This is a genomic window from Lactobacillus corticis (genome assembly GCF_018327645.1).
Lineage (GTDB): Bacteria > Bacillota > Bacilli > Lactobacillales > Lactobacillaceae > Lactobacillus > Lactobacillus corticis.
Window position 1 is genome coordinate 21076 of record NZ_BMAY01000008.1, and the last position, 23411, is coordinate 44486.

At 44.1% G+C, this 23411-nt stretch carries 25 protein-coding genes, 1 other RNA gene and 1 pseudogene; 24 read left to right on the forward strand and 3 right to left on the reverse strand.

Going from position 1 to position 23411, the window contains the following annotated elements; translation table 11 throughout:
* Positions 1 to 68 precede the first annotated feature (68 nt).
* From KI210_RS05915 to tsaD, 18 genes and pseudogenes are all read left to right on the forward strand, one after another.
* Positions 69 to 1061 (forward strand): D-2-hydroxyacid dehydrogenase, encoded by a 993-nt coding sequence (locus KI210_RS05915; protein WP_212780983.1) that lies wholly within the window; start codon positions 69 to 71, stop codon positions 1059 to 1061.
* 150 nt (positions 1062 to 1211) lie between these two features.
* Positions 1212 to 1822: pseudogene (locus KI210_RS05920) on the forward strand (class I SAM-dependent methyltransferase).
* Between the two features lie 118 nt (positions 1823 to 1940).
* A complete protein-coding gene (locus tag KI210_RS05925; protein WP_212780984.1) occupies positions 1941 to 2120 on the forward strand; it encodes a hypothetical protein in 180 nt (59 codons plus the stop codon).
* Positions 2121 to 2221: 101 nt separating this feature from the next.
* Positions 2222 to 2725: a tRNA adenosine(34) deaminase TadA gene (tadA, locus tag KI210_RS05930; protein WP_371870188.1), complete on the forward strand. Its 504-nt coding sequence runs from the start codon at positions 2222 to 2224 to the stop codon at positions 2723 to 2725.
* A 12-nt stretch (positions 2726 to 2737) separates the two neighbouring features.
* An RNA gene (gene ffs / locus KI210_RS05935) (signal recognition particle sRNA small type) lies at positions 2738 to 2833 on the forward strand.
* Between the two features lie 56 nt (positions 2834 to 2889).
* Entirely contained in the window at positions 2890 to 4680 is a 1791-nt protein-coding gene (gene dnaX, locus KI210_RS05940) for a DNA polymerase III subunit gamma/tau (protein ID WP_212780986.1), read from the forward strand.
* Between the two features lie 73 nt (positions 4681 to 4753).
* Entirely contained in the window at positions 4754 to 5083 is a 330-nt protein-coding gene (locus KI210_RS05945) for a YbaB/EbfC family nucleoid-associated protein (protein ID WP_212780987.1), read from the forward strand.
* A gap of 1 nt (position 5084) precedes the next feature.
* A complete protein-coding gene (recR, locus tag KI210_RS05950; RefSeq protein WP_212780988.1) occupies positions 5085 to 5684 on the forward strand; it encodes a recombination mediator RecR in 600 nt (199 codons plus the stop codon).
* Positions 5684 to 5920, forward strand: a complete 237-nt coding sequence (locus KI210_RS05955) for a YaaL family protein (RefSeq protein WP_212780989.1) — start codon at positions 5684 to 5686, stop codon at positions 5918 to 5920. The genes recR and KI210_RS05955 overlap by 1 nt, the downstream gene beginning before the upstream one ends.
* A 93-nt stretch (positions 5921 to 6013) precedes the next feature.
* Positions 6014 to 6658 carry a dTMP kinase gene (tmk, locus tag KI210_RS05960; RefSeq protein WP_212780990.1) on the forward strand — a complete coding sequence of 215 codons (645 nt, stop codon included), beginning with the start codon at positions 6014 to 6016 and terminating at the stop codon, positions 6656 to 6658.
* Positions 6659 to 6660: 2 nt separating this feature from the next.
* On the forward strand, positions 6661 to 7518 hold the full coding sequence (locus KI210_RS05965) for a DNA polymerase III subunit (protein WP_212780991.1): 858 nt from the start codon (positions 6661 to 6663) through the stop codon (positions 7516 to 7518).
* A 9-nt stretch (positions 7519 to 7527) separates the two neighbouring features.
* On the forward strand, positions 7528 to 7860 hold the full coding sequence (gene yabA, locus KI210_RS05970) for a DNA replication initiation control protein YabA (protein ID WP_212780992.1): 333 nt from the start codon (positions 7528 to 7530) through the stop codon (positions 7858 to 7860).
* 12 nt (positions 7861 to 7872) lie between these two features.
* Positions 7873 to 8733: a 16S rRNA (cytidine(1402)-2'-O)-methyltransferase gene (gene rsmI, locus KI210_RS05975; RefSeq protein ID WP_212780993.1), complete on the forward strand. Its 861-nt coding sequence runs from the start codon at positions 7873 to 7875 to the stop codon at positions 8731 to 8733.
* Positions 8734 to 8737: 4 nt separating this feature from the next.
* On the forward strand, positions 8738 to 9469 hold the full coding sequence (locus KI210_RS05980; RefSeq protein WP_246487333.1) for an acyl-[acyl-carrier-protein] thioesterase: 732 nt from the start codon (positions 8738 to 8740) through the stop codon (positions 9467 to 9469).
* 15 nt (positions 9470 to 9484) lie between these two features.
* On the forward strand, positions 9485 to 10006 hold the full coding sequence (locus KI210_RS05985; protein WP_212780995.1) for a folate family ECF transporter S component: 522 nt from the start codon (positions 9485 to 9487) through the stop codon (positions 10004 to 10006).
* Between the two features lie 15 nt (positions 10007 to 10021).
* Positions 10022 to 10747: a tRNA (adenosine(37)-N6)-threonylcarbamoyltransferase complex dimerization subunit type 1 TsaB gene (gene tsaB, locus KI210_RS05990; protein WP_212780996.1), complete on the forward strand. Its 726-nt coding sequence runs from the start codon at positions 10022 to 10024 to the stop codon at positions 10745 to 10747.
* Positions 10731 to 11306 carry a ribosomal protein S18-alanine N-acetyltransferase gene (gene rimI / locus KI210_RS05995; protein WP_212780997.1) on the forward strand — a complete coding sequence of 192 codons (576 nt, stop codon included), beginning with the start codon at positions 10731 to 10733 and terminating at the stop codon, positions 11304 to 11306. The genes tsaB and rimI overlap by 17 nt, the downstream gene beginning before the upstream one ends.
* On the forward strand, positions 11303 to 12352 hold the full coding sequence (gene tsaD, locus KI210_RS06000) for a tRNA (adenosine(37)-N6)-threonylcarbamoyltransferase complex transferase subunit TsaD (protein WP_212780998.1): 1050 nt from the start codon (positions 11303 to 11305) through the stop codon (positions 12350 to 12352). The genes rimI and tsaD overlap by 4 nt, the downstream gene beginning before the upstream one ends.
* Before the next feature lie 43 nt (positions 12353 to 12395).
* On the opposite strand, the gene KI210_RS06005 is transcribed toward tsaD, so the two are convergent.
* Positions 12396 to 14306 (reverse strand): ABC transporter ATP-binding protein, encoded by a 1911-nt coding sequence (locus KI210_RS06005; RefSeq protein WP_212780999.1) that lies wholly within the window; start codon positions 14304 to 14306, stop codon positions 12396 to 12398.
* A 164-nt stretch (positions 14307 to 14470) separates the two neighbouring features.
* On the opposite strand from KI210_RS06005, the gene KI210_RS06010 reads away from it, so the two are divergent.
* Positions 14471 to 15124: a redox-sensing transcriptional repressor Rex gene (locus KI210_RS06010; RefSeq protein ID WP_212781000.1), complete on the forward strand. Its 654-nt coding sequence runs from the start codon at positions 14471 to 14473 to the stop codon at positions 15122 to 15124.
* A gap of 59 nt (positions 15125 to 15183) precedes the next feature.
* Here the strand turns inward: KI210_RS06010 and KI210_RS06015 are convergent, their stop codons facing one another.
* Together KI210_RS06015 and KI210_RS06020 are read right to left on the reverse strand one after the other, a co-directional pair.
* Positions 15184 to 16176 (reverse strand): LacI family DNA-binding transcriptional regulator, encoded by a 993-nt coding sequence (locus KI210_RS06015; protein ID WP_212781001.1) that lies wholly within the window; start codon positions 16174 to 16176, stop codon positions 15184 to 15186.
* 11 nt (positions 16177 to 16187) lie between these two features.
* Complete coding sequence (locus tag KI210_RS06020; RefSeq protein ID WP_212781002.1) at positions 16188 to 17648, reverse strand: sucrose-6-phosphate hydrolase; 1461 nt, start codon at positions 17646 to 17648, stop codon at positions 16188 to 16190.
* A gap of 212 nt (positions 17649 to 17860) precedes the next feature.
* On the opposite strand from KI210_RS06020, the gene KI210_RS06025 reads away from it, so the two are divergent.
* The 5 genes from KI210_RS06025 (at position 17861) to groL (ending at position 23285) form a co-directional block, all read left to right on the forward strand.
* Positions 17861 to 19807 (forward strand): sucrose-specific PTS transporter subunit IIBC, encoded by a 1947-nt coding sequence (locus tag KI210_RS06025; protein WP_212781003.1) that lies wholly within the window; start codon positions 17861 to 17863, stop codon positions 19805 to 19807.
* A 168-nt stretch (positions 19808 to 19975) separates the two neighbouring features.
* Positions 19976 to 20431 (forward strand): LytTR family DNA-binding domain-containing protein, encoded by a 456-nt coding sequence (locus KI210_RS06030; RefSeq protein ID WP_212781004.1) that lies wholly within the window; start codon positions 19976 to 19978, stop codon positions 20429 to 20431.
* Entirely contained in the window at positions 20431 to 21198 is a 768-nt protein-coding gene (locus KI210_RS06035) for a LiaF transmembrane domain-containing protein (protein WP_212781005.1), read from the forward strand. Before KI210_RS06030 ends, KI210_RS06035 begins: the two co-directional genes overlap by 1 nt.
* A gap of 166 nt (positions 21199 to 21364) precedes the next feature.
* Positions 21365 to 21649 carry a co-chaperone GroES gene (groES, locus tag KI210_RS06040; RefSeq protein ID WP_212781006.1) on the forward strand — a complete coding sequence of 95 codons (285 nt, stop codon included), beginning with the start codon at positions 21365 to 21367 and terminating at the stop codon, positions 21647 to 21649.
* Between the two features lie 16 nt (positions 21650 to 21665).
* Complete coding sequence (gene groL / locus KI210_RS06045) at positions 21666 to 23285, forward strand: chaperonin GroEL (RefSeq protein ID WP_212781007.1); 1620 nt, start codon at positions 21666 to 21668, stop codon at positions 23283 to 23285.
* The last annotated feature ends 126 nt before the right edge of the window (positions 23286 to 23411 follow it).

Here is a 23411-nt window from a genome sequence, read left to right on the forward strand (position 1 = left end):
CTTGCGTAATCTGCGGAAGTGGTTAATACTTTTGATAGAACTATTAGTAAAAACCACGAGGTGAAAAAATGAAATTTGCAATTTTTAACGTTTCTGAAAGTGAGCAACGAGTTTTAGATGAGTGGACCAAGAAAACTGGTCATGAAGTTAAAGTGGTGGCAGGCTCCTTGAACGCTAAGTCAGTTGAGGAAGTTGCTGATTGTGATGGCTTGACGATTAAGCAGACCAGTAAAATTGCCGATGAGCTCGTTTACCGCAAGCTGCATGAATTTGGCATTAAGAGCTTGAATTTACGAATCGTTGGGACCGATATTGTCGACTTCGACTTAGCTAAAAAGTATGATTTACTGGTTACTAACGTGCCGGCCTATTCACCGCGGGCAATTGCTGAAATGGCCGTAACGCAAGCCCTGTATTTGCTGCGGAAAATTGGGGAATTCCAAGCTAATATGGTTAACCAGCATGATTTTTCTTATCCTGACCGCTTGCAAAGTCATGAAATTTACACGCAAACCGTTGGTTTAGTCGGGGTGGGGCATATTGGTGCTGCTACTGCCCAAATGTTTAGTGCTTTGGGTGCCAAGGTCTTGGCCTATGATGTAGTTTACAATCCAGCTAATGAACCGTTTTTGACTTATACCGATTTGGATACCGTGTTACGCCAAAGCGATATCATTTCGCTGCATACGCCGCTTTTGCCAAGTACGCAGAAGATGATCGACGAAGCTGCCTTTAAGAAAATGAAAAATAATGCTATCCTGATCAATTGTGCTCGGGGAGGGTTAGTTGATACGCCTGCTTTAATTAAGGCGCTCAAAACCGGTGAAATTGCTGCTGCGGGCCTTGATGCTTTGGCTGGCGAAGAAAAGTACTTTGGCAAGCAGGTGCAAGCCAGTGACGTCCCTAGCGACTTTCAAGAACTTAATGCCATGCCGAATGTTTTGCTGACGCCGCACGCTGCTTTTTACACGCAAACTGCCATTCGCAACATGGTTGAAATCAGTCTGAATGATGCGCTAGCGATTCGCGAAGGAAAGCGGCCACAAAACTTGGTACATTAAAAGCAAAATTATTTTTCTGAAGAAAAATGCCAATCTGAGAATAGTCTGACCAAATTTCGGTCAGGCTATTTTGGTCTTTGCTTAAAATTATCAGCGGTTTTGCCAAACCAGGTTAATATTCGCTATAATTTGGAGAAGAAATGAGGCAAAATGATGGCAGAACAATATTTTACGCATAATCCTTCAGCCGCTCACGATGAACGGGTGATCGACTATCATCTCGAGCAAATTGACTTAAAATTTACTACTGATAGTGGCGTCTTTTCCAAAAACGGGTTGATTATGGTTCAGGGGTCTTGATTAAGACCATGAAAGATGTGGCTTTCCCAGCAAAGGGAATCCTCGATTTAGGCTGCGGCTATGGCCCCATCGGGCTGTTTGCGGCTAAATTTTGGCCAGATCAAACTGTCGAGATGGTTGACGTCAATGAACGCAGCTTGGCACTAGCTCAAAATAATGCCCGGACTAACGGGATCACTAACGTCAATATCCACCAGTCAAACGTTTATGAGCAGCTAGCTGGCAAAAGCTATGGCTTAATCCTAACTAATCCGCCAATTCGAGCTGGCAAGCAGGTGGTAAGTGCCATGCTGGCAGGAGCTAATGACCATTTGGTCGACGGCGGGATGATTTTGGTAGTGATCCAAAAGAAGCAGGGCGAACCAAGTGCGCGCAAACTCTTGACGGCTACTTTTGGAAATTGTGAAATTTTAGCCAGAGATAAGGGCTACTATATCTTAAAAGCTGTGAAGCAGGCTTAAACCAATTTTAATTAAAAAAGCCATAAAGCACGATTATACCAGTAAATTAAGCGCTTTCCTAAGACGATTTTTGGTCGTATAATATTGCCTGGAAAAGCAAAGAGCGGAGGCAATGATGATGAAAAAATTTGTGAAGAACTTAATTGCTGTTTTGTTGGTGTGTGTCGGCGTCTTCTTTATCGGTCGGATTATGGGCGATAATGAAACAGCTATTCCGGCTGGGCAAGCAGCCTTATATTTGATCGTTACCGGGATTTACTTCTATCATAATTACCGGAGCCGCGATCTTAACGCTTAAAGCAATTAGCCCTGAATTCAGTGATAAAAGCTGAGTTCAGGGCTTTTTCTGTCGTCGGTGATTGGGTATCATATTAGTAAGACTAGCCGGGAGGACATTTGATGGACAGCCAAGCGAAAAAAGATTATATGGAATTAGCTTTTGCTGAAGCAAAAAAAGCCGAGGCACAGGATGAGGTTCCCATTGGAGCCGTGATCGTTGCTCCGGATGGAAAGGTCATTGGCAGAGGCTATAATCGCCGCGAACTAGATCAGGATGCGACGCAGCATGCAGAAATCATTGCCATTCGCCAAGCTAATCAGAGTTTGGGGACTTGGCGACTAGAAGACTGCAGCTTATTTGTGACCCTTGAACCTTGCCCGATGTGTGCTGGGGCAATTATTAATGCTCGGATCAAAGATGTCTATTTTGGTGCGCTTGATCCCAAAGCCGGTGCCGTGGGCAGCGTAGTCGACTTATTTGCCGTCGAAAAATTTAACCACCACCCCCATGCCATTCGTGGTCTATATCGCGACCAGGCAAGTCAGCTGCTGAAAGCTTTTTTCCAAAAAATTCGGCAACGGCAAAAAGCAGCAAAAGCCAATAAAAAAAGTGGAAATAATTAAGTAAGTACGCTAAGATAGTTGTTGGGCAATGTTCCGCCTCTGAATTGTGTCAGGACCGGAAGGTAGCAGCACTAAGGTTGTTGGGGCATGTGCCCTTTATTAGACATTTAACAAACTCTTAGCTCTGATGAGTTAGGAGTTTTTTTACTAGAGAAAGAGCAATCATGGTTTATCAAGCGCTGTATCGAAAATGGCGGCCACGGACTTTTGACAGCGTGGTTGGCCAAACTGCAATTACAAATACGCTAAAAAATGCGATCCTCCGCCATACTGTTTCTCATGCTTTTTTGTTTGCAGGACCTCGCGGAACGGGTAAGACTTCGTGTGCGAAAATTTTTGCCAAGGCGCTGAATTGTACGAACTTGCAAGACGGTGAGCCTTGCAATGAATGTGCCAATTGCCGGGCCGCTGACCAAGGCTCCATGCCTGATATTATGGAAATCGATGCTGCCTCCAACAATGGGGTAGATGAGATTCGGAATATTCGCGACAAGGTAAAATATGCTCCGACCCAAGGCAAGTATAAAGTTTACATTATCGACGAAGTCCACATGCTGTCAATTGGCGCTTTTAATGCCTTGCTTAAGACTTTGGAAGAGCCGCCTGAGCACGTCGTCTTTATTTTAGCCACGACGGAGCTGCAAAAAGTCCCTGCAACCATAATTTCGCGGACGCAGCGGTATAACTTTAAGCGGATTAGTGCTAAAGACTTGATCGACCGCATGAAATACATCCTGAATGAAGAAAAAATCGCTTATGAAGAACCCGCCTTAGAGGTAATTGCCCAAGTTGCCGACGGGGGGATGCGGGATGCGCTCAGCATCTTGGACCAATTGCTTAGTTACGAAACAAATCAGGTCAGCTATCAGGATGCTTTGGAGATAACCGGTTTTGCCGACCAGGAAAAAGTTGAAGCGATTCTGGCGGCATTGCTGGCCCAGGATAGTGGTCAGGCTTTAAGCCAAGCGGAAGCGGTTTTGGCTGATGGTGCCAGTCCCAAAAACATCCTTGATGAAATTATTGACTTAGCTACGCAGGCTTTGTTAGCAGTTAAAACTAAAAAGGCGACTAGTCATTTTGTTACCGAAAACTTTGCGGCAACTTTAGCCAAGGCACCAGCTGACCGCTTTTTCCAAATTATTGATCAAGCTAATGCGGCGTTAAATGATTTGCGCTACACCAATCAACAAAAAATTCCCTTAGAGGTCTTTTTGGTTAAGGCTAGTCAAGCAGCCCCAACTACTGAAGCAGCCCCAGCTGCCCCGAGCAACCAGCCAGAACTGCAAAAACTCCAAAAGCAGCTGAATGATTTGACCAAAACGGTTGAACAATTAGTCGCCCAGCCCGCAAACCAACTAGGAAATGGCATCAACTTAATCGACGACCCTCGGCCGAAGACGTCGCCAAAGGCAGCTGCTGAGCCGGTTTCTGCTGCCCCTGTACGTAAACGCAAGAAAAAGACTAAGCGTGACGATAAAAAGCTGCAAGAGCAGGTTTTTCATGTTTTGGAACATGCCACTAAGGCCGATCGAGCTAAAATATTAGATATTTGGGATGACCTGAAAAGCAAATTTAAGGTTTCAGATCAGGCCTTTTTGAATATTCTTAATCCAATTACAGCAAGTTCGAGTGAAGTGTTATTGTCCTGTGAATATGAGTATTGGTTTGAAGAAGCTAGCGGCAATGCCAATTTGCTTGACCAAGTTGAACAAGAACTGGGAATTTTTACCAAACAAAATTATAAGATTGTCATTGTCCCTAAGAGCAAGTGGTTAGAATTGCGTGATGCCTTTATCAAGGACCATCGATCAGCCTTGATGCAAAAAAAGCAGGCCCAAGCAGCAATTCCGGAGGCTGAGCAGGCGCCAAATGCTGCTGACAGTCAAAAGGAACAAGAAGTCATCGACAAAGCCAAAGAAATGTTTGGCGATGCGGTAAATATTAAGGACGAGTAATTTAAGGCATTTTTTTAGCCAAAAGTCGTAAAAAACAAGTACAATTAAAAACAAATAGAATGGAGTAATTAATATGAGTAGAAGACCTAATTTTGGCGGCATGGGCGGTATGAACATGCAACAAATGATGAAACAGGCAAAGAAATTGCAAGCCCAAATGGAACAAGAACAAGCAAATATTTCTGCGCAAACTTTTGTAGGCAAGTCAGCTGATGATCTGGTAGTTGCCTCATTTTCAGGAGATCGCAAGCTGCAGGATTTAAGTATTAAGCCTGAAGCAATTGACCCTGATGACCCAGATATGCTGCAAGATTTAATCATTGATGCGGTTAATAAGGGGCTTAGCGAAATTGATCAAGCTACCCAAGCAAGTTTGGGCAAGTATACGAAGGGCATGATGTAAAGTGCAGTACCCAACACCACTGGCTCACCTAATTGAGGCTTATATGAAGTTGCCGGGAATTGGTGAAAAAACTGCGACCCGGCTGGCCTTCTATACTTTGGATATGCCAGATAAGGATGTCAGCGAGTTTGCGGAGTCTTTATCGGACGTCAAGGCTAAATTGCATCAATGTTCAATTTGTGGCAATATTACCGAATCTGATCCTTGCAGCATTTGCACTAACCAAGAGCGGGATCGGAAGACGATCATGGTGGTGGAACAGCCTAAAGATGTGATGGCCTTTGAGGAAATGGGCGAGTATGATGGCTTGTATCACGTTTTGCACGGCGTTTTATCACCAATGGATGGAATTGGACCAGAAGAAATCAATATTAAGAGTCTGATTACGCGGCTGCAAAAGCATGATGAGGTGAAAGAAATTATCCTGGCGCTCAATTCAACTCCGGAAGGAGAATCAACTGCCATGTACATCAGTAAACTATTAAAACCAGCGGGCTTAAAAATAACTCGCTTAGCAGCTGGTTTAGCAGTTGGCAGCGACATCGAGTATGCAAATTCAATTACGCTTAAACGTGCAGTACAAGGAAGGACCGAATTATAATGGCTAGACGTGCTGATAAAATTAAAGAACTTGGCGATCAAAAGCTAATTGCCTTAATTGAAAAGTTGCAAAATGAAATTTCACGGACTTCAGATTTAGATCGCACGACCTTGGATATGTCTGATGAAAATATTGTTGCTAGCAAAATCTTAAAAGCAAAGTATAATTTTGCCTATGATGAGGCTAGATATCGGCATACAAGATTTAGTGGTATCACTAATGCCATTACGCAATAAAAATCAGCTCGCCTGCGCGGGCTTTTTTTCTTGCTTGCCTTTCCTCTGTTAATATTAGCCCAAGTCCTGTAGAATAGACACGTGGAGGTAGTTATGCAGGGTTATTTTGTTAGCTTTGAAGGCCCCGATGGAGCCGGCAAAAGCACAGTTTTACAAGCAGTTTTAACGCAAATCAAAGATCAGCTTGAGCCACAATATCTTGTGACACGCGAGCCGGGCGGCTCACATATTGCTGAACAAATTCGCGATATGATCTTGGATCCAGCCAATGAAGCGATGACCGCTAAAACTGAGGCATTGTTGTATGCTGCTCAGCGTGGTCAACATGTTGAGGAAGTCGTTAAACCGGCTTTAGCAGCGGGCAAATTGGTGTTTTCAGATCGCTACGTTGATAGCTCTTTGGCCTATCAAGGGGCTGGAAGAGGACTAGGAATTGCTCAGGTAGCGGCGATCAATAATTTTGCCACTGCCGGCTTAATGCCGGATTTGACCATCTTTCTTGATTTGGACCCAGCCATTGGCTTGGCCCGCATTAAAAAGGCGCGCGCCGGTTCAGAAGATCGGCTGGAACAGGAACAATTAGCCTTTCACCAAAAAGTTTATGCCGGTTATCAAGAGATTGTCGCCCAAGATCCTGAGCGGATTAAAGTAATCAATGCCAATCAGCCCTTGGAGCGCGTAGTTGATGAAACAATTGCTTGCTTAAAACAAAATTTACCAACAATTTTTAGGTCTTAAAGATGATTGATCTGACTAAAATTGATAAAACTCAAGCGAATTTTTTACGCCATGCTTTTGAACATCAACAATTGGCTCACAGCTATTTATTTGTTGATCGAGACGAAGCCCGTGCAGTCAACACCGCCTATTGGTTAGCTTGTCTATTTAATTGCCAGGGCGAACAAAAACCTGATGGCAGTTGTCGCAATTGTCAGCAGATTTTATCCGGCAACCATCCGGATGTCCTATTAGTCCAGGCCGGTGAAAAAGCCAGCCTCGGGATTGACCAAGTTCGCCCGTTAAAGGAAGAATTAGCTAAGAGTCCGGTTGAAAGCGAATATCGCTTTTTCTTCATTCGGGATGCGGAAAAATTAACGCCCGCTGCCGCCAACGCTTTGTTAAATCTCTTGGAAGAACCAATTGCTCCAGTGGTTACGGTCTTGATTACCAACAACAGTGATCAAATCTTACCGACAATTCGTTCGCGAACCCAGATTTTAACCTTTGCTAGCGACACAGGCACCAGCAAAACCAGTCAGCTGTTAGACAACGGTTTAACCAATGAAGAAATTGCGGACTTGGGCGACACCAAGGAAATCGATCAGGCATGCAAATATTTTTATCAAGAGTGCCTAGCTCATAATCGCTTAGCCTTGGTTCGCGCCTATAAGTTGGCCCAACTTGCTAAAAGCAGCGCGCAGCAAAAGTATGTGCCAATTCGCTTAAAGCTGCTGGCTCAAAAAGATTTGGCGCAGTCGTCAACCCGCTTGGCTGCAGCCCGCATGCTTGATGGGTTGATGCTGATGGACAAGCAGCGCCTTAGTAATGTGAATTTAAAACAGACACTTGAATATCTGGCTTTACAATGGAAACGGTAGGTAATTGAAGTGGATCCTTATTCTAAGTTGCAAAAACTCCATGAAACGGTGGAGAATATGTCCAAGACAATTGCAAGTCTGGAAAACGATGTGCTGGAAACATTGAAAGAAAATACAGAGCTGAAGGTCGAAAATGAATTATTGCGCCAACAGTTAAACAAACTGCAGAACCAGGGAAAACAGGTGAAAAAGACCAAGTCTGGTTTGGAAAGTTTGCGTAAAATTTACGATTCTGGCTATCATATTTGTAATATATACTATGGTTCGCACCGGGATCCTAGTTCAGATTGCATGTTTTGTTTGGATATTTTAGAAAATTTTGGTGAAAAGCAAAAACGCTAGGAAGGAAGAATCGTGAAGCGACAAAGCAGTTACGCTGCAGATGGCGGCAAACTCTATCTGGTACCGACTCCAATTGGAAATTTGGAGGATATCACGCTCAGAGCTAAACGCATTTTAAGCGAGGCGGATTATATTGCCTGTGAAGATACGAGAACCAGTGGCATTCTTTTAGAAAAAATTGGCGTAAAAAATCGCCTCTTATCATTTCACAAATATAATTCTAAACAGAAGGCCCCAGAACTGGTGGAAATGATGCAGCAAGGAGCAGTGATTGCGGAAATTAGCGATGCAGGGATGCCGGTAATTAGCGACCCTGGCTATATTTTAGTGCAGGCGGCGATTGCTGCTGATATTCCAGTCGTACCGCTGCCCGGTGCCTCGGCCTTTGCGACGGCTTTGATTGCTTCCGGCTTTGATGCTCAGCCATTTACTTATTACGGCTTTTTGCCCCGCAAGGCAAGCGAACAGCGGCCTTATTTTGAACAAATGGCGCAGGCTCGAGCTACTTCGATTTTTTACGAATCACCCCACCGGTTGACGAAAACCTTGAATAATTTAGCTCAGGTATTGCCAGCTGATCGCCAAATTACGGCAGCCCGTGAATTAACCAAGATTCATGAAGAGTTTATTCGCGGCAGCATCAGCGAAGTGACCCAATATTTTGCTGAAAATCAACCAAGAGGCGAGTTTGTGATCCTAATCTCGCCAAATACCGAAACGGTTGCAATTAATTGGGCGGATTTATGTCAACAAGTAGATGAATTAGTCACAGGCGGCATGAGCAAAAAAGATGCTATCAAGCAAATAGCCAAAGCTCACGCCGTGTCTAAGAATGAATTGTATGACGCCTACCATCAGCAAAAGGAGCAATAGCAAGGTGGATAAAATATATCGCGAACAACAGAAAATTGAATATTATCAATGCGATGAAAACCAGCGCTTGAAATTAACCAGTTTAATCGATTTGATGATGGTTACCTCAGAACATCAATTGGCAGCTTGGGGCGCAGGAGCCGATGAGCTAGTCAAACAAGGCAAGGGATGGGTAGTAACCCAGTATCATTTTGACATTGCCCACTTGCCGACCGTTGGTCAAACCGTCACCTTCCAAACGGAAGCCGCTGGTTATAATCGCTTTTTCTCTTATCGGAACTTTACGGTAACTGATGCCGCTGGGCAGGAGCTAGTAAAAGTTACCAGTCGCTGGGTCTTGTTTGATTTAGCCAAACGGAAGCTGCTTCCTAGCGACGAAAAGCTCATGGAGCAAATTGGCGTGGCAAAGCTGCCTAAAATGCCGCGTTTTCCGCGCTTGCGGCCGCTGGACCAATACCCGGTGACCGGAGACTACCAGGTGCGGTATGATGATTTAGATTCAAACCATCATTTGACCAACAGCCATTATTTCTCTTGGCTGCTTGATGTTTACAGTCGCACTTTTTTGCGTCAGCATCAGCCTAAGACTATCGATTTGGCTTTTGACAAAGAAGTGCAATATGGTCAAACAGCTACCGTGGGACTGGAATTGACTGACTTAACCGCAAAACAGGCCATCTATTCAGAAGCTGCTACTAACGCCGTTTGTGAAATTACCTGGCAGAATGCCGACTAGCAGGAAGGATTTATCATGCAAAATGCCCAAAAATTAGAATTGCGACGCCTGGTTTTGCTGGGAATTATCGTAGCGATGAAAATTGTTTTAGGTCGCTTTACCGTTGGCCCGACTTATGTTCAAGTTGGCCTGGGCTTTATTGGCAGCGTCCTTTTAGGATATATGTTTGGCCCGGTGTGGGGCGCTATTGGCGGAGGAATTAGCGATTTAGTGTCAAGTGCGCTCTTTGGCAATACTGGTGGCTTTTTCATTGGTTTTACCATTACGGCGATGGTTGGGCCCCTAATTTATGGCTTGCTGCTTTACAAACAGCCTGTTAAAATTTGGCGCATTGTAGTTGCTACCTTGCTAGTTACGCTAATCGCTAATGTGGGTTTGAATACGCTATGGATCCACATTATGTATAATGCTCCTTTCAAACAGCTGCTGGCTGCCAGGGCATTGAAAGAGGCTATTGCACCATGGATTCAGATGGTTGTATCATACTTTGTGTTAAGATTGATCGAAAACGTCAATCAGCACCGAAAAATCTTTTAGAAAGCAAGTTATTGAATGAAAATCTTAAGTGTCTCAACTGCTACTAATCATCTAAGCGTAGCAATTAATGAAGGTTCAAAAGTTTTAGTAGAAGCTAATGAGGAGGATCAGCGCAATCACAGCGAACATCTGGATCCGCTCATTGATCAATTGCTAAAACAGACCCAGCTAAAATTAGCTGATATTGACCGTTTTGCGGTAGCAATTGGTCCTGGCTCCTATACTGGCTTAAGAATCGGCATTACGACGATTAAGATGTTTGCCAGCATTTTGAACAAAGAATGTGCTGGCGTTTCAACCTTAGCTGCTCTAGCGGCCAACGTTGCAGCCAAGGATAAGTTGGTTGTCAGCTTGATTGATGCGCGCAATGATAACTTTTTCGCAGGTGCATATCTTAACGGCGAAAATGTCATCGCTGATGGTCACTATGCTTTTGATCGCTTATTAGCAGCCATCAAACAAGTTGAAGCTGACCGCAAACTGCCATTGGTATTTGTGGGCAGCGGGTTAGACAAGATCAAGGACCGGCTTGATCAAAGCAAGTTGGATTATGAGTTTGGACAAGCAGATCAGAACCAGCCTCATGCTGGAGAAATTGGCCGCTTGGCTGAACATATTGAGCCAGTTGATCCGGATCAGCTTTTGCCACGCTACTTGCGGCGGACCCAGGCAGAAGTCGACTGGCACAAGAAGACTGGCCAACCATACGGGCCAGATAGTGCCTATGTTGAAGAAGTTTAAACAACTAGAAAAATTTTTTAAACCGGCAAGCAATATTGAAGATTTGAAGCTAGATCCTTTTGTAACGATCATCATGGATCATCGTTTGCAAATTATCCCAGCTAGTCAAAATGATTTGGCGGAATTATTGCAATTAGAGCAGAAAGTCTATCATGAACAGCCTTGGGATGCGCGGGCATTTGCCAGCGAATTGCGGAAAAAAGATACGATTTATTTGACCGTTTATGAGGCGGAGAGACTGGTGGCGCTAATTGGAGCCCGCTTTACGCCCATGGAGGCGCATATAACCAACATTATGGTTGATCCTGTTTACCAAAATATGGGGATCGGCCACTTTTTGCTGGATATCATAATGGATCGGGCCAAAGCCAATGGCTGTAAAGTAGTTAGCTTGGAAGTTAGAGCCGATAATGAAAAGGCGCAGGCTTTGTATCGCGAATATGGCTTTCAGCCAACCTTTGTGCGCAAGGATTATTACCAAAACGATCACCAAGATGCCCTGAATATGGTCAGGGACTTGCGTCCAGATAACAGAAAGAGAAAGAAGAAAAAACTTTGAGCAAAGAAAAAGATGTGCGCATTTTAGCTTATGAAAGTTCTTGTGACGAAACTTCAACTGCCGTCATCAAGAACGGCCGTGAAATTGAAAGCTTAATTGTTGCCACGCAAATCAAGAGTCACCAACGCTTTGGCGGGGTGGTACCTGAAGTTGCCAGTCGCCACCATATCGAAGTGATTTCACAGATTACTAAGGAGGCCTTGGCAGAAGCTAAGGTGACCTGGAACGATCTTGATGCCATTGCGGTTACCAGCGGTCCCGGATTAGTGGGGGCCTTGCTAATCGGCGTTAGTGCTGCTAAAGCTGCCTCAATGGCAACTGGTTTGCCGCTTATTGGCGTTGATCACATCATGGGACACATCATGGCAGCGCAATTGAAGGATGAAATTGCCTATCCGGCATTAGCTTTGCAAGTATCCGGCGGGCACACTGAGATTGTGTTGCTTAAAGATCCGGTCCATTTTGAAATTATTGGCGATACCCGCGATGATGCTGCTGGTGAAGCTTATGACAAGATTGGACGCGTATTGGGTGTAAACTACCCAGCCGGCAAGACGATTGATGCTTGGGCCCACCAAGGAAAAGATACCTTCCATTTCCCACGGGCAATGATGGAAGAAGATAATTATGATTTCTCATTCTCGGGGCTGAAGAGTGCTTTTATCAACACCTGCCACCATGCTGATCAAATTCATGAAAAGCTGGACAAGTATGATTTGGCAGCCAGCTTCCAAGCAGCGGTGGTTGATGTCCTTGCTGATAAGACCATCCGGGCAATTAAAGAATACCAACCTAAGACCTTTATTATGGGCGGCGGCGTGGCTGCCAACCAAGGCTTGCGGGAACGGATGAGTGCCGAAATTGCTAAGTTGCCTGATGCGGTCAAGCCCAAGGTGATTTTGCCAGAATTGAAACTTTGTGGTGATAATGCAGCCATGATCGGTGCAGCTGCGTACAACTTGTACCGTGATGGTCAATTCAGCGATTTGACCCTGAATGCTGATCCGTCAATGGAATTGCCGTATGCGGATAGCATGTTGAACTAAGAATACACAAAAAAACTGATTTGCAAAAAGCAAATCAGTTTTTTTATTCGAAATCATCTAAAGCAATCATCGCGTCTTCCCAAGCTTCGTTTGCCTGGTCCAGTTCGTTTTGGACTTTAGTCAAATCTTCTTGCAAAGGCCCCAATTTATCAAAATTAGAGGCAATTTCGGGATTGGCCATTTCAGTCTGAATTTGACTGACTTGTTCTTCTAATTGCCCGATCTTCTTTTCCCAGTCGTTAACTGCGCGCTGCAGCTTGCGTTTTTGGGAATCGTGGGCTTTTTGCTCTTGATATGAAAGCTTTTGCTGACTAACTTCTTTGACCGGCTCAGCGGCTTCTGGCGTCAGACTAGCTGCCTCTTTGGCTTTTTCATTCAGATAATATGAGTAGTTGCCCTCATACAATTTGGCATGGCCATTTTCGACCACCAGAATCTTGTTGGCAAGCTGATTGATGAAGTAACGGTCGTGGGAAACAAAGAGCAGGGTGCCATCGTAGTCCTCAAGCGCTTGTTCCAAGACTTCCTTAGCTTCCAAATCCAAGTGGTTGGTTGGTTCGTCCATCAGCAGGAAATTGTCATGTTCCAGTGATAAGACGGTTAAGGTCAAACGCGCCTTTTGCCCACCAGACAGCTGGCCAACGGTTTTATCGATGTCTTTAGCCGTAAATAAAAAGCTGGCTAAAATTGAGCGGACATCTTTTTCCGGCATGGTCTTATGCCGATCCCAGACGGTATCGATGACCGTTTTCTTCTGGTCCAAGCCTTGCAATTCTTGATCGTAGTAGCCGATATCAAGGGATGCGCCGTATTTCAAGGAACCGCCTTTTGGCGCTAATTCTTTCATTACCGTCTTAAGCAAGGTCGACTTGCCGATCCCGTTAGGCCCGATTACGGCTACGCGGTCGCCTTTATTAATCTGGAAAGAAATATCTTTGACCATGGTCTTTTCTGGGTAGCCGATCGTTAGGTCGTTAGCAATTAAGACTTCCTTACCAGATGGTCGTTCCGCGGCAAAGTGGATCCGCACCTTATTGCCATGTTTTGGCGGATCAATCCGTTCCAGCTTTTCCAACTTCTTGCGCCGGCTTTGTGCTCGTTTAGTCGTGGTTGCTCTAACCAGGTTCTTTTGAATGAACTCTTCGTCTTTCTTGATTTCTTCTTGCTGTTTTTCATAGGCAGCTTGCTGCGCTTCATCGCGCATTTGGCGCTGCTTGACATAGGCTGAATAATTTCCGGGGAAACTGGTTAGCTGGCCATAGTTCAATTCAAAAATTTCCGTAGCTAAATTGTCCAAGAAGTATTGATCGTGGGACACAACCAAAATGGCGCCAGGATAATTTTTCAAAAAACTTTCCAGCCAGTCCAAAGTGTCAAGATCCAGATAGTTGGTCGGTTCATCCAAAAGCAGGAGCCCTGGCTTTTTAAGCAGCAGCTTGACCAAGGCTAGCCGCGTTTTTTCACCGCCAGAGAGGCTGCCAACTTGCTTTTGCCAGGTGCTTTCTGGGAACTTAAAACCATTTAAAACGCTTTTGATGTCGCTTTGGTAGGTATAACCGCCGTCTTGTTCAAATTGAAATTGTAATTGATCATAGCGCTTGAGCAGACTACTGTCTTCAGGGTTGTCCGCAATCTGTTCCTGCATGGCGGTCATTCTTTGGCCCATTTGAATAAGGGGCGTGAAGACGTCTTCCATGGCAGTCCAGATGGTTTGGTCTTCGGGTAAAGCATTTTCCTGGGCAATATATCCCACTTCAACATTCTTGTTGACGGTAAATTCGCCGTGCGTTGCTTCAAGTTGGCCGGTCATAATCCTGAGCAGGGTAGTTTTACCGATCCCATTAGGGCCAACGAGACCAATTCGCGCATTGTTTTCAATTGAAAAGTTAATATTTTTAAATAAAGTGTTGGCACCGAATTGTTGTTCGATTTCGTGCCCTTGTGCAATAATCATATTTTTTCTCACCTTTAGTTATTCTACCATAGCGATTATCAAGTCTTGTTCAAATTGCTGGTAATTTTGCTTTTTGTGATTTTGTGAAGTGATGGGTTGATTACTACTGTAGATTTTTATATGATATATGTGCATGATTGAACAATCATTTGATGGAGGCTATTATGGAAAAAATTAAAATTCCTAAGGCGACAGCCAAGCGATTACCCCTCTACTATCGCTATTTAATTATCTTAAATGAAGAGGGGAAAGAAAAAGTTTCATCCACCGAACTGTCAGAAGCAGTCCAAGTCGATAGTGCGTCAATTAGACGTGACTTTTCCTACTTTGGCGCTTTAGGCAAACGGGGATACGGCTATGATGTAAAAAGTCTCTTGAGCTTTTTCAAAAAGATTTTAAACCAAGATACCTTAACCAACGTGGCTTTAGTTGGGGTTGGTAACTTAGGGCGAGCTTTGCTCAATTACAACTTTAAGCGCAGCAATAATATCCGAATTTCTTGTGCTTTTGATATCAATCAAGATATTACTGGACGAATTTTGAGCGGCGTGCCGGTATATGATATGAGCGAACTCAAGCAGCAGCTGAGCGACCAGCAAATTTCGATTGCTATTTTAACTGTGCCGTCAGAACAGGCCCAAGCTACCGCCAACCAAATGTTCGAAGCAGGAATCAAAGGGGTAATGAACTTTACGCCGATCAGAATTTCGGCTCCTTCGACCGTTCGGGTTCAAAATGTTGACTTGGCAACAGAATTGCAAACTCTGATCTATTTCTTGGAATCTGATGAAGCTGCCAAGGAAAGCAACGAAGAATAAGCCAAAATCAAATCAACTAGACTTAAAAACGCATGACTTTCAAAGTCATGCGTTTCTTTTTATGCAACTTGGGTTGTTTGACTGCTTTTTAAGGAAACCGGAAGAATGTAGCTAGTCTCTTCAAGGGCCGCCTCTGGCTGGGCAATTCGTTCCAGCAGTACTCTGACTAACGCTTCTGCCAAATCGCCAATGGGCTGGATGATTGTCGATAATTCTGGGTGGTAGGTCTGAATCAAAGTAGTTCCGTCGAAGCCGATTACTTTAAGGTCTTGGGGTACTTTTAGGCCCATATTGCGGGCTTCATTTAAGACTAAGAGGGCGGTTAAATCGTCAGAACAAACCACTCCGTCCGGCTGATCGATTTCCAGCATTTTATGGATGGTGAGTTGTTTAAGCAAAACGGAATCAGAGAAGGCAATTGACCGCACCTGACTTTCCCGCTTTAGGCTAGCCATGAGGTCGCAGTAGGCTTGCAGCCTTAGATCGGTCGGATTGCCTTTTTGATTGCTGTTGCCCATGAAAAAGATTTTTTGACAGCCAGCCTTTACTAATTCTTCGGTTGCCATCTGGCTGCCATGGTAATTATCTGAACTGATGATTGGCACTTGGTCGGATAGTTTCCGGTCAAATGAAACAATTGGCAAGCCCAGTTTGTTATATTCTTCAATTCCCAGATTGTGGGCGCCGGCAATGATTCCGTCAACTTGGTTAGCCATCAACATTTTGATGTATTCGCGTTCTTTTTCCTTATCACGCCCCGCATTGCAAATGATTGCCTTGTAGCCCCGAGTAAAAAGTTTAGTCTCGATCTGTTCTGTTAATTCGCCAAAAAACGGATTGGCAATCCCAGGGAAAATTAAGCCAACCAATTGCAGCTTTTTTCCTTGCAAGGACCGAGCCAGAGAATTAGGTTGATAGTTTAACTCTTTCATGGCTTGGAAAACTTTTGCTTTGGTAGCTTCGCTTAAATATCCATGGTTGTTGATTACGCGGGAGGCCGTAGTCACAGAGACGCCTGCTAGTTTGGCCACATCAGCTAGTTTGGCTTTCATACTTTCCCTTTCTAGATTGGACGCATATCCCAGTAGTGGCCGCGATAGTTGACCGGTTGATCAAAAGCAATGCGGCTGGCTGCTGGTGAAGTAAAGTAGCGACCTGTCAGGACCTGCTCACCATCGTTGACAAAGACTTCAATTAATGAGTGGTCAACAAAAATTCTTAGTTTTGCTGCTTGCTGGGCTGGCAAACGACTGGAGCGGATCAGACCATATTTTTCATTAAAAGGCTGACTCGTTTGGCTCCGGTCCAAAGCCAGGTACCCGGCTGCAGTATCAAAAGTTAATTTTACCCCATGTTTAAGGTCTTTGTCAGTCTGCAGGTAAAGATTGCCTTGCTGGTTGGGGGCAATGGTTAATTCAAGTTCATACTGATTATCAGTGACTGCACAAATTTCAGGAGTATTTTCCAGACTTTGTTCAAATTCATGCAAACTGGCAATTCCGCTAACTGGCGTTTGGTAAAGCCGGCCGTCTTTAAGATGCAGCTCTTTAACTTGGCTTAAGCAGTTAGCCCAATTTTCATCATCTGTCGGGTAGGAAATGTCGGGCAAGCCTACCCAGCTGATGGCATAAGCTGTCCCATCTTGGTCATTGAAGGCTTGCGTTGCATAAACGTCAAAGCCCCCATCCAGGTTATACAAAGGAGAAGGATTGACTGCTTCTAAAGTATCCCAATTGATATCGTCGAAGATGACATACATATTAGGGTAAATATTTTGGTAGTCGCTCACTTCCTGGCTCAGTCCTTGAGGACAGAAGATCAGCACATACTTGCCGTCAACCTTAACTAGGTTAGGGCATTCAACCATGTAACCCAGCTTTTCATCAGTAAAATGCAAAAAACCTGCTTTCTCCCAATTTAACAGATCCTTTGATTGATACAGCATCACCTGCCCGGTTTGATCGCTCGCCGTCTGAGCTCCCAAGACGGCATAGAATTTGCCATTAGCCTTGATGACCTGCGGGTCGCGGAAGTGTTCGGAAATTCCTGCCGGATTTTTGAAAAGAGGCTGGGGCAGTTTAGTTACTTTGCCGGTTTTATCCATCCAGGCTCCTAGTTGATAAGGGATGCGTTCCCAATCTTCAGTGCGGTGGTTGCCGGTATACATTAAGAAGAGTTTGTCTCCTTGTTGGATGGCCGAACCAGAATAGGCGCCGTGCGAATCATAGGTGGTGTCGGGGGCAATTGCTAAACCTTGTTCTTGCCAATTTACCATATCTGGTGAGGTCATGTGCATCCAGCTCTTTAAACCGTGAACTGCACCAAAGGGAAATGATTGGTAGAAAACGTGGTAAGCACCGTTAAAATAGGAAAAACCATTGGGGTCGTTTAATAAGCCGCTTTTTGGGCGAATATGGTAGCGCAGCTGATATTGAGAACGGTCAGCTTGGGCCTGGAGTTTAAGTAATCTTTCGGCACTCCATTGATCATAAGGTAAATATCTTTTTGCTCTTGTCCATTCCATAATTTATTTTTCTCCTTATTGTAAGCGTTATCTTTATAATAGCTAATTTTAGTTAATTAAGTCAGCCATGTCAAACGAATAACAGCTACAAACACTATGATAGCAACGGAATTAGCTAATAATAAAATTTTTATGTTAAACGATTGACATATTTCAAGAATGCGCTATCATAGTTTTAGAAAGTTTAAAGCGGTTTCATCGAGGAGGACAATATGGACCACAAAAAAGTCGCTCAACGAGTAATTGGGTATGTGGGACGCGATAACATTATCGCTGGTGCCCACTGTGCCACTCGTTTGCGTTTAGTATTAAAAGATGATCAAAAAATCGACCAAAACGGTTTGGACAATGATCCTGATGTTAAAGGGACATTCAGAGCCGATGGGCAATATCAGGTTATTATCGGGCCTGGGGATGTTAATGACGTTTATGATGAATTCATCAAACTTACCGGCTTAAAGGAAGTTTCAACTGATGATCTGAAGAAGGTCGCTAGCCAAGGCAAGAAGTTTAACCCGGTGATGGCCTTCATCAAGCTTTTGTCAGACATTTTCGTACCGATTATTCCAGCCTTGGTTGCGGGCGGTTTGTTAATGGCTTTGAACAATTTCCTGACTTCACCAGGTTTGTTTGGCTCCAAAGCCTTAGTTAGCGGACATCCAAACTTGGCAGCCATTTCGGCAATTATCCAAGTTATGTCGGCAGCCCCATTTATCTTTATGCCAATCTTGGTTGGGATGTCAGCAGCTAAACGATTTGGTGCCAACCAATTCTTAGGTGCGGCTGTCGGGATGATTATGACCACCCCAGGTTTGTTGGGAGCTACGCACTATTGGACGCTGTTTGGTTATAAAATTCCACAAACCAGCTACCAATACCAAGTTATTCCCGTCTTGGTAGCCGTTTGGGTGTTGTCAATTTTGGAAAAGAATTTCCACAAGTGGCTGCCATCAGCTGTTGACTTTACCTTTACGCCACTGCTTTCATTAATGATTACCGGTTTCTTAACTTATGCGGTGATTGGACCGGTCTTCAAGGGCGTATCAGATGGCGTTACTGATGCTATCGTATGGCTTTACAACACCACCGGTGCATTAGGCATGGGCGTCTTCGGTTTGACTTACTCAGCAATCGTTACTACCGGTTTGCACCAAAGTTTCCCAGCAGTGGAAACGCAATTAATTGCCGCCTTCAGCAAGGGCCAAGGTGCGGGTGACTTTATCTTCGTTACTGCATGTATGGCTAACGTTGCCCAAGGTGCTGCCACGGCCGCAATTTACTTCTTAACTAAGGACAAGAAGGTTAAGAGTTTAGCTTCATCATCAAGTATTTCAGCTTTCTTAGGGATTACTGAACCAGCTTTGTTTGGGGTTAACTTAAAGTACCGCTTCCCATTCTTCTGTGCCTTGATCGGATCAGGCATTGGGGCAGCTTTTGCTGGCTTGACTCACGTAACTGCTGCTTCCATGGGTTCAGCTGGTTGGCTTGGCTTTTTGTCAATGTACGCTAAGAGTATTCCAATGTGGGCAGTAGCTGAAATTATTTCAATGGCAATTGCCTTTACTTTAACCTTTATCTACGGCAAGAAGAACTTGCATGAAGGTGCTAGCGTCCAAACTGCCACAGTAGCTGACGCCACTACGCAAGCTGAAGCCTCAGCTAAAGCCGAAGCAGTCGCTCAAGAACAATTGAGCTTAAAAGATGAAGTTGTTGCTTCACCAGTTGATGGTCAACCAGAAAGTTTGACCAAAGTAAACGACCAGGTATTTTCAACTAAATTAATGGGTGATGGGGCAGCCATTGTTCCTAGTGATGGGACAATCTACGCACCGGTTAGCGGCGAAGTGACCATTGCCTATGAAACCAAACATGCCTACGGCATTAAGTCTGATGATGGGGCAGAAGTCCTGATTCACATTGGCTTAGACACGGTTAATTTGCAAGGCGAACATTTTGAAAGCTTTGTCAAGCAAGGTCAACGTGTAAATAAGGGTGACAAGTTAGGGACAGTTGATTTAGCTGCAGTTAAGGCAGCTGGCTATGACACAACGGTGATGGTGGTAATCACTAACACTGCCAACTGCGCTAGCGTGTCACGGATTACCGATGCAGGTCAAAAGCATGGCGATAACTTAATTGCTTTGACGGCACACAATTAAGCAACTTATTTCCCCTCTGTTTATTAAAAAGCTAAACGGTCAAACGAATTTCGTTTGGCCGTTTTTGTTTACCGCTTAGTTCGGCTTTTTAACCGCTTGAACCAAAGGGATAGCTTTTATCGTTTTTTCAAGGTTAAATAGAATTAACAAGTAAAGGTGGTGAGATTGATGAAGGTGAAATTGGAGATCGATCCTGATCAAAGTGAAAATGAGGTTATTATCAAGGCAGCTAAAATTACTCCTGAAATTGAACGGCTTTATCGCAGATTGCAGGAAAATTCAGCTCAGGATGATCAGATTACCGGCTATCGGGGCAGTACCGCGTATTATTTAAAGATTTCCGACATTTTGTTTTTTGAAACTGAGGCTAAGCAGGTAATGGCTCATACTAAAAAGCATTCCTATGCGGTGAAGTACAAACTTTATGAGCTGGAAAATTTATTAGGCGGTCAATTCATGCGGGTGTCTAAATCTACGATCTTAAACTTGGATCAGATTTATGCCTTAACTAGATCGATTTCCAATTGCCAGATTCAATTTCAAAATTCTTATAAGACAGTTTATGTCTCAAGACGATACTACCGAGAATTAAGAACCAAGTTAGATGAAAGAAGGGCTCAATGATGAGAGCAAAAACAAAAGTTAAATTAAATCGGTCGCTGCTCGGTCTAGGCTTTATTGCAGCAGCGGTCTTTTTAGTAATGGATCAGCTGCACCTGTTTCCTTTTACCTTGGGATTTTGGTCGATCTTTTGGACGGTCATTTTTGGGGCAGCATTGATTACCGCCATTGTCAACCGCAGAATTTACAGCAGCATTTTTTCGGCAGCCTTTTTGCTGATTATTTATGCTAAGCCTTTGCACATTCAGGCTTTGGCCCCTTGGACCATTTTACTGGCAGCGATCTTGTTATCCTTGGGAATCAGGCTGCTGTATAAAAAAAGCTTTTCCCCAACTATTGTAGTTAACGGCCAAAAGGTTGACGTTAACTGGTCAGACTTAAAGCATGGCCGCTTGTTTAAGGGTCGAAAAAATATTATGGATGACACTAGTTTTGGCGTAGACAGCGACAATGTGGTAATTAGCTCCAGCATGTCGGATGTTTCACGCTATGTGCACTCGCAAAATTTGCGCACCATTACGATTGATTCCTCAATGAGCGACATTAATGTTTATCTCGATGATGCCAAGGCAGCTGGCGATGAAGTGATTGTGAACTTCAATTCATCGATGGGGGATGTAAATCTCTATATTCCTAAAAACTGGCAGGTCGATAATCAGTTAGCTGGATCTCTGGGCGATGTGGAAGCTGATTATGTTGCAGGAGACGGCCCAAGGCTAGTTCTTAAAGGCCGTGCCAGCATGAGCGATATTACAATTAAACACGTTTAACAAATAATTAGCACTTTTTGCTTAAAAGTGCTAATTTTTGCTTGCAAATGCTTTTTAAAAAGGTTACTATTTACATTGTAAGTTAGCACTTGGCAAATAAGAGTGCTAATGGATAAACTAGCAAATAACTTTTAACTCACAAGAAAGATATTTAGGAGGGATTAACGTGTTACAACCAATCGGTGATCGCGTAGTCGTTAAAGTCAAGAAGGAAGAGGAAGAAACGGTCGGTGGCATCGTTCTTGCTTCTAACGCAAAAGAAAAGCCAACTCAAGGTGAAGTAGTTGCCGTCGGTGCTGGTGCATATGCTGAAAATGGCGACAAGCTGCCAATGACGGTTAAGACCGGCGATGTAGTATTGTACGACAAGTACTCTGGCACTAACGTTACCTACGAAGGTGAAAAATACTTAGTCCTTCACGAAAAAGACATTTTAGCAATTATCAAGTAATCAGGGGGCATTTTAGATGGCAAAAGACATTAAATTCTCAGAAGATGCAAGAAGTCGTTTGGTTGATGGTGTTAACAAGCTAGCTGACACAGTAAAGACTACCATTGGTCCTAAGGGTCGCAACGTCGTTTTGGAACAAACTTACGGCAACCCTGAAATTACTAACGACGGTGTCACAATCGCTAAGGCAATTGAACTTAAGGATCACTACGAAAACCTGGGTGCTAAATTAGTTGCTGAAGCTGCCCAAAAGACTAACGACATTGCTGGTGACGGCACGACAACTGCTACTGTTTTGACCCAAGCAATTGTTAAGGAAGGCATGAAGAACGTTACTGCTGGTGCTAACCCAGTTGGCATTCGTCGCGGGATTGAAAAGGCTACTAGTGCTGCCGTTGATGAATTGCACAAGATCAGCCACAAGGTTTCTTCAAAGGACCAAATTGCCCAAGTTGCTTCAGTTTCATCAGCTTCTAAAGAAGTTGGTGAATTGATCGCTGACGCAATGGAAAAGGTTGGTCACGACGGTGTTATTACTATCGAAGACTCACGTGGTATTGACACTGAATTGTCAGTTGTTGAAGGGATGCAATTTGACCGCGGTTACTTGTCACAATACATGGTAACTGACAACGACAAGATGGAAGCTGACCTTGACAACCCATACATCTTGATCACTGACAAGAAGATTTCTAACATTAACGATATTTTGCCATTGCTGCAAGAAATCGTGCAACAAGGTAAGGCATTGTTAATCATTGCTGACGATGTTGACGGTGAAGCTTTGCCAACTTTGGTATTGAACAAGATGCGTGGTACTTTCAACGTTGTTGCGGTTAAGGCTCCTGGCTTTGGCGACAGCCGGAAGGAACAATTGCAAGATATCGCTGCTTTGACTGGCGGTACAGTAATTACTTCAGACCTTGGTTTGGAACTTAAGGACACTAAGATTGATCAATTAGGTTCAGCTCGCCGGGTAACGGTAACCAAGGACTCAACGACGATTGTTGACGGTGCTGGCAGCGATGGCGACATCAAGGAACGCGAAGACTTAATCAGAAAGCAAATTGAAACTACAACTTCTGACTACGACAAGAAGAAGCTGCAAGAACGTCTTGCTAAGTTAACCGGTGGTGTTGCTGTCATTCACGTCGGTGCTGCTACTGAAACTGAATTGAAGGAACGTCGTTACCGGATCGAAGACGCTTTGAACGCTACTCGCGCAGCCGTTGAAGAAGGCTACGTTGCTGGTGGTGGTACAGCTTTAGTAAATGCCCAAAAGGCAGTTAGCGAAGTTAAGGGTGAAACTGCTGATGAACAAACTGGGATCAACATTGTTGCCCGTGCTTTGACTGCACCAGTTCATCAAATTGCTGAAAACGCTGGTACCGACGGTTCAGTTATCGTTGACCACTTGCAACACGAAAAGCCAGAAATTGGTTACAACGCAGCTACTGGCGAATGGGAAAACATGGTTAAGGCCGGGATCATTGACCCAACCAAGGTTACCCGTTCAGCATTGCAAAACGCCGCTTCAATCGCAGCCTTGCTCTTGACGACTGAAGCAGTTGTAGCTGACATTCCAGAAGATAAGCCAGCAGCTCCACAAGCTGGTGCACAACCTGGCATGATGTAAAATAATCGAAATTTTTCTTATTAGTACACTAAAGAAGCGACAGCCTAGTCGCTTCTTTTTCGTTTTCTGGTCTATGTCGTATAATGTTAACTAGACATATTTGACAGAAAGAGATATCCATGGCGA

Excerpts from the sequence above, each read along its gene's own strand:
- tsaB (WP_212780996.1), top strand. The coding sequence starts at position 10,022 with ATGAAAATCTTAAGTGTCTCAACTGCTACTAATCATCTAAGCGTAGCA.
- KI210_RS05985 (WP_212780995.1), top strand. The coding sequence starts at position 9,485 with ATGCAAAATGCCCAAAAATTAGAATTGCGACGCCTGGTTTTGCTGGGA.
- KI210_RS06025 (WP_212781003.1), top strand. The coding sequence starts at position 17,861 with ATGGACCACAAAAAAGTCGCTCAACGAGTAATTGGGTATGTGGGACGC.
- KI210_RS06035 (WP_212781005.1), top strand. The coding sequence starts at position 20,431 with ATGAGAGCAAAAACAAAAGTTAAATTAAATCGGTCGCTGCTCGGTCTA.
- groL (WP_212781007.1), top strand. The coding sequence starts at position 21,666 with ATGGCAAAAGACATTAAATTCTCAGAAGATGCAAGAAGTCGTTTGGTT.
- KI210_RS05965 (WP_212780991.1), top strand. The coding sequence starts at position 6,661 with ATGATTGATCTGACTAAAATTGATAAAACTCAAGCGAATTTTTTACGC.
- KI210_RS06005 (WP_212780999.1), bottom strand. The coding sequence starts at position 14,306 with ATGATTATTGCACAAGGGCACGAAATCGAACAACAATTCGGTGCCAAC.
- tadA (WP_371870188.1), top strand. The coding sequence starts at position 2,222 with ATGGACAGCCAAGCGAAAAAAGATTATATGGAATTAGCTTTTGCTGAA.
- rimI (WP_212780997.1), top strand. The coding sequence starts at position 10,731 with ATGTTGAAGAAGTTTAAACAACTAGAAAAATTTTTTAAACCGGCAAGC.
- dnaX (WP_212780986.1), top strand. The coding sequence starts at position 2,890 with ATGGTTTATCAAGCGCTGTATCGAAAATGGCGGCCACGGACTTTTGAC.
- KI210_RS05925 (WP_212780984.1), top strand. The coding sequence starts at position 1,941 with ATGAAAAAATTTGTGAAGAACTTAATTGCTGTTTTGTTGGTGTGTGTC.
- tmk (WP_212780990.1), top strand. The coding sequence starts at position 6,014 with ATGCAGGGTTATTTTGTTAGCTTTGAAGGCCCCGATGGAGCCGGCAAA.
- KI210_RS06010 (WP_212781000.1), top strand. The coding sequence starts at position 14,471 with ATGGAAAAAATTAAAATTCCTAAGGCGACAGCCAAGCGATTACCCCTC.
- KI210_RS06015 (WP_212781001.1), bottom strand. The coding sequence starts at position 16,176 with ATGAAAGCCAAACTAGCTGATGTGGCCAAACTAGCAGGCGTCTCTGTG.
- KI210_RS05915 (WP_212780983.1), top strand. The coding sequence starts at position 69 with ATGAAATTTGCAATTTTTAACGTTTCTGAAAGTGAGCAACGAGTTTTA.
- KI210_RS05955 (WP_212780989.1), top strand. The coding sequence starts at position 5,684 with ATGGCTAGACGTGCTGATAAAATTAAAGAACTTGGCGATCAAAAGCTA.
- KI210_RS06030 (WP_212781004.1), top strand. The coding sequence starts at position 19,976 with ATGAAGGTGAAATTGGAGATCGATCCTGATCAAAGTGAAAATGAGGTT.
- KI210_RS05945 (WP_212780987.1), top strand. The coding sequence starts at position 4,754 with ATGAGTAGAAGACCTAATTTTGGCGGCATGGGCGGTATGAACATGCAA.
- KI210_RS06020 (WP_212781002.1), bottom strand. The coding sequence starts at position 17,648 with ATGGAATGGACAAGAGCAAAAAGATATTTACCTTATGATCAATGGAGT.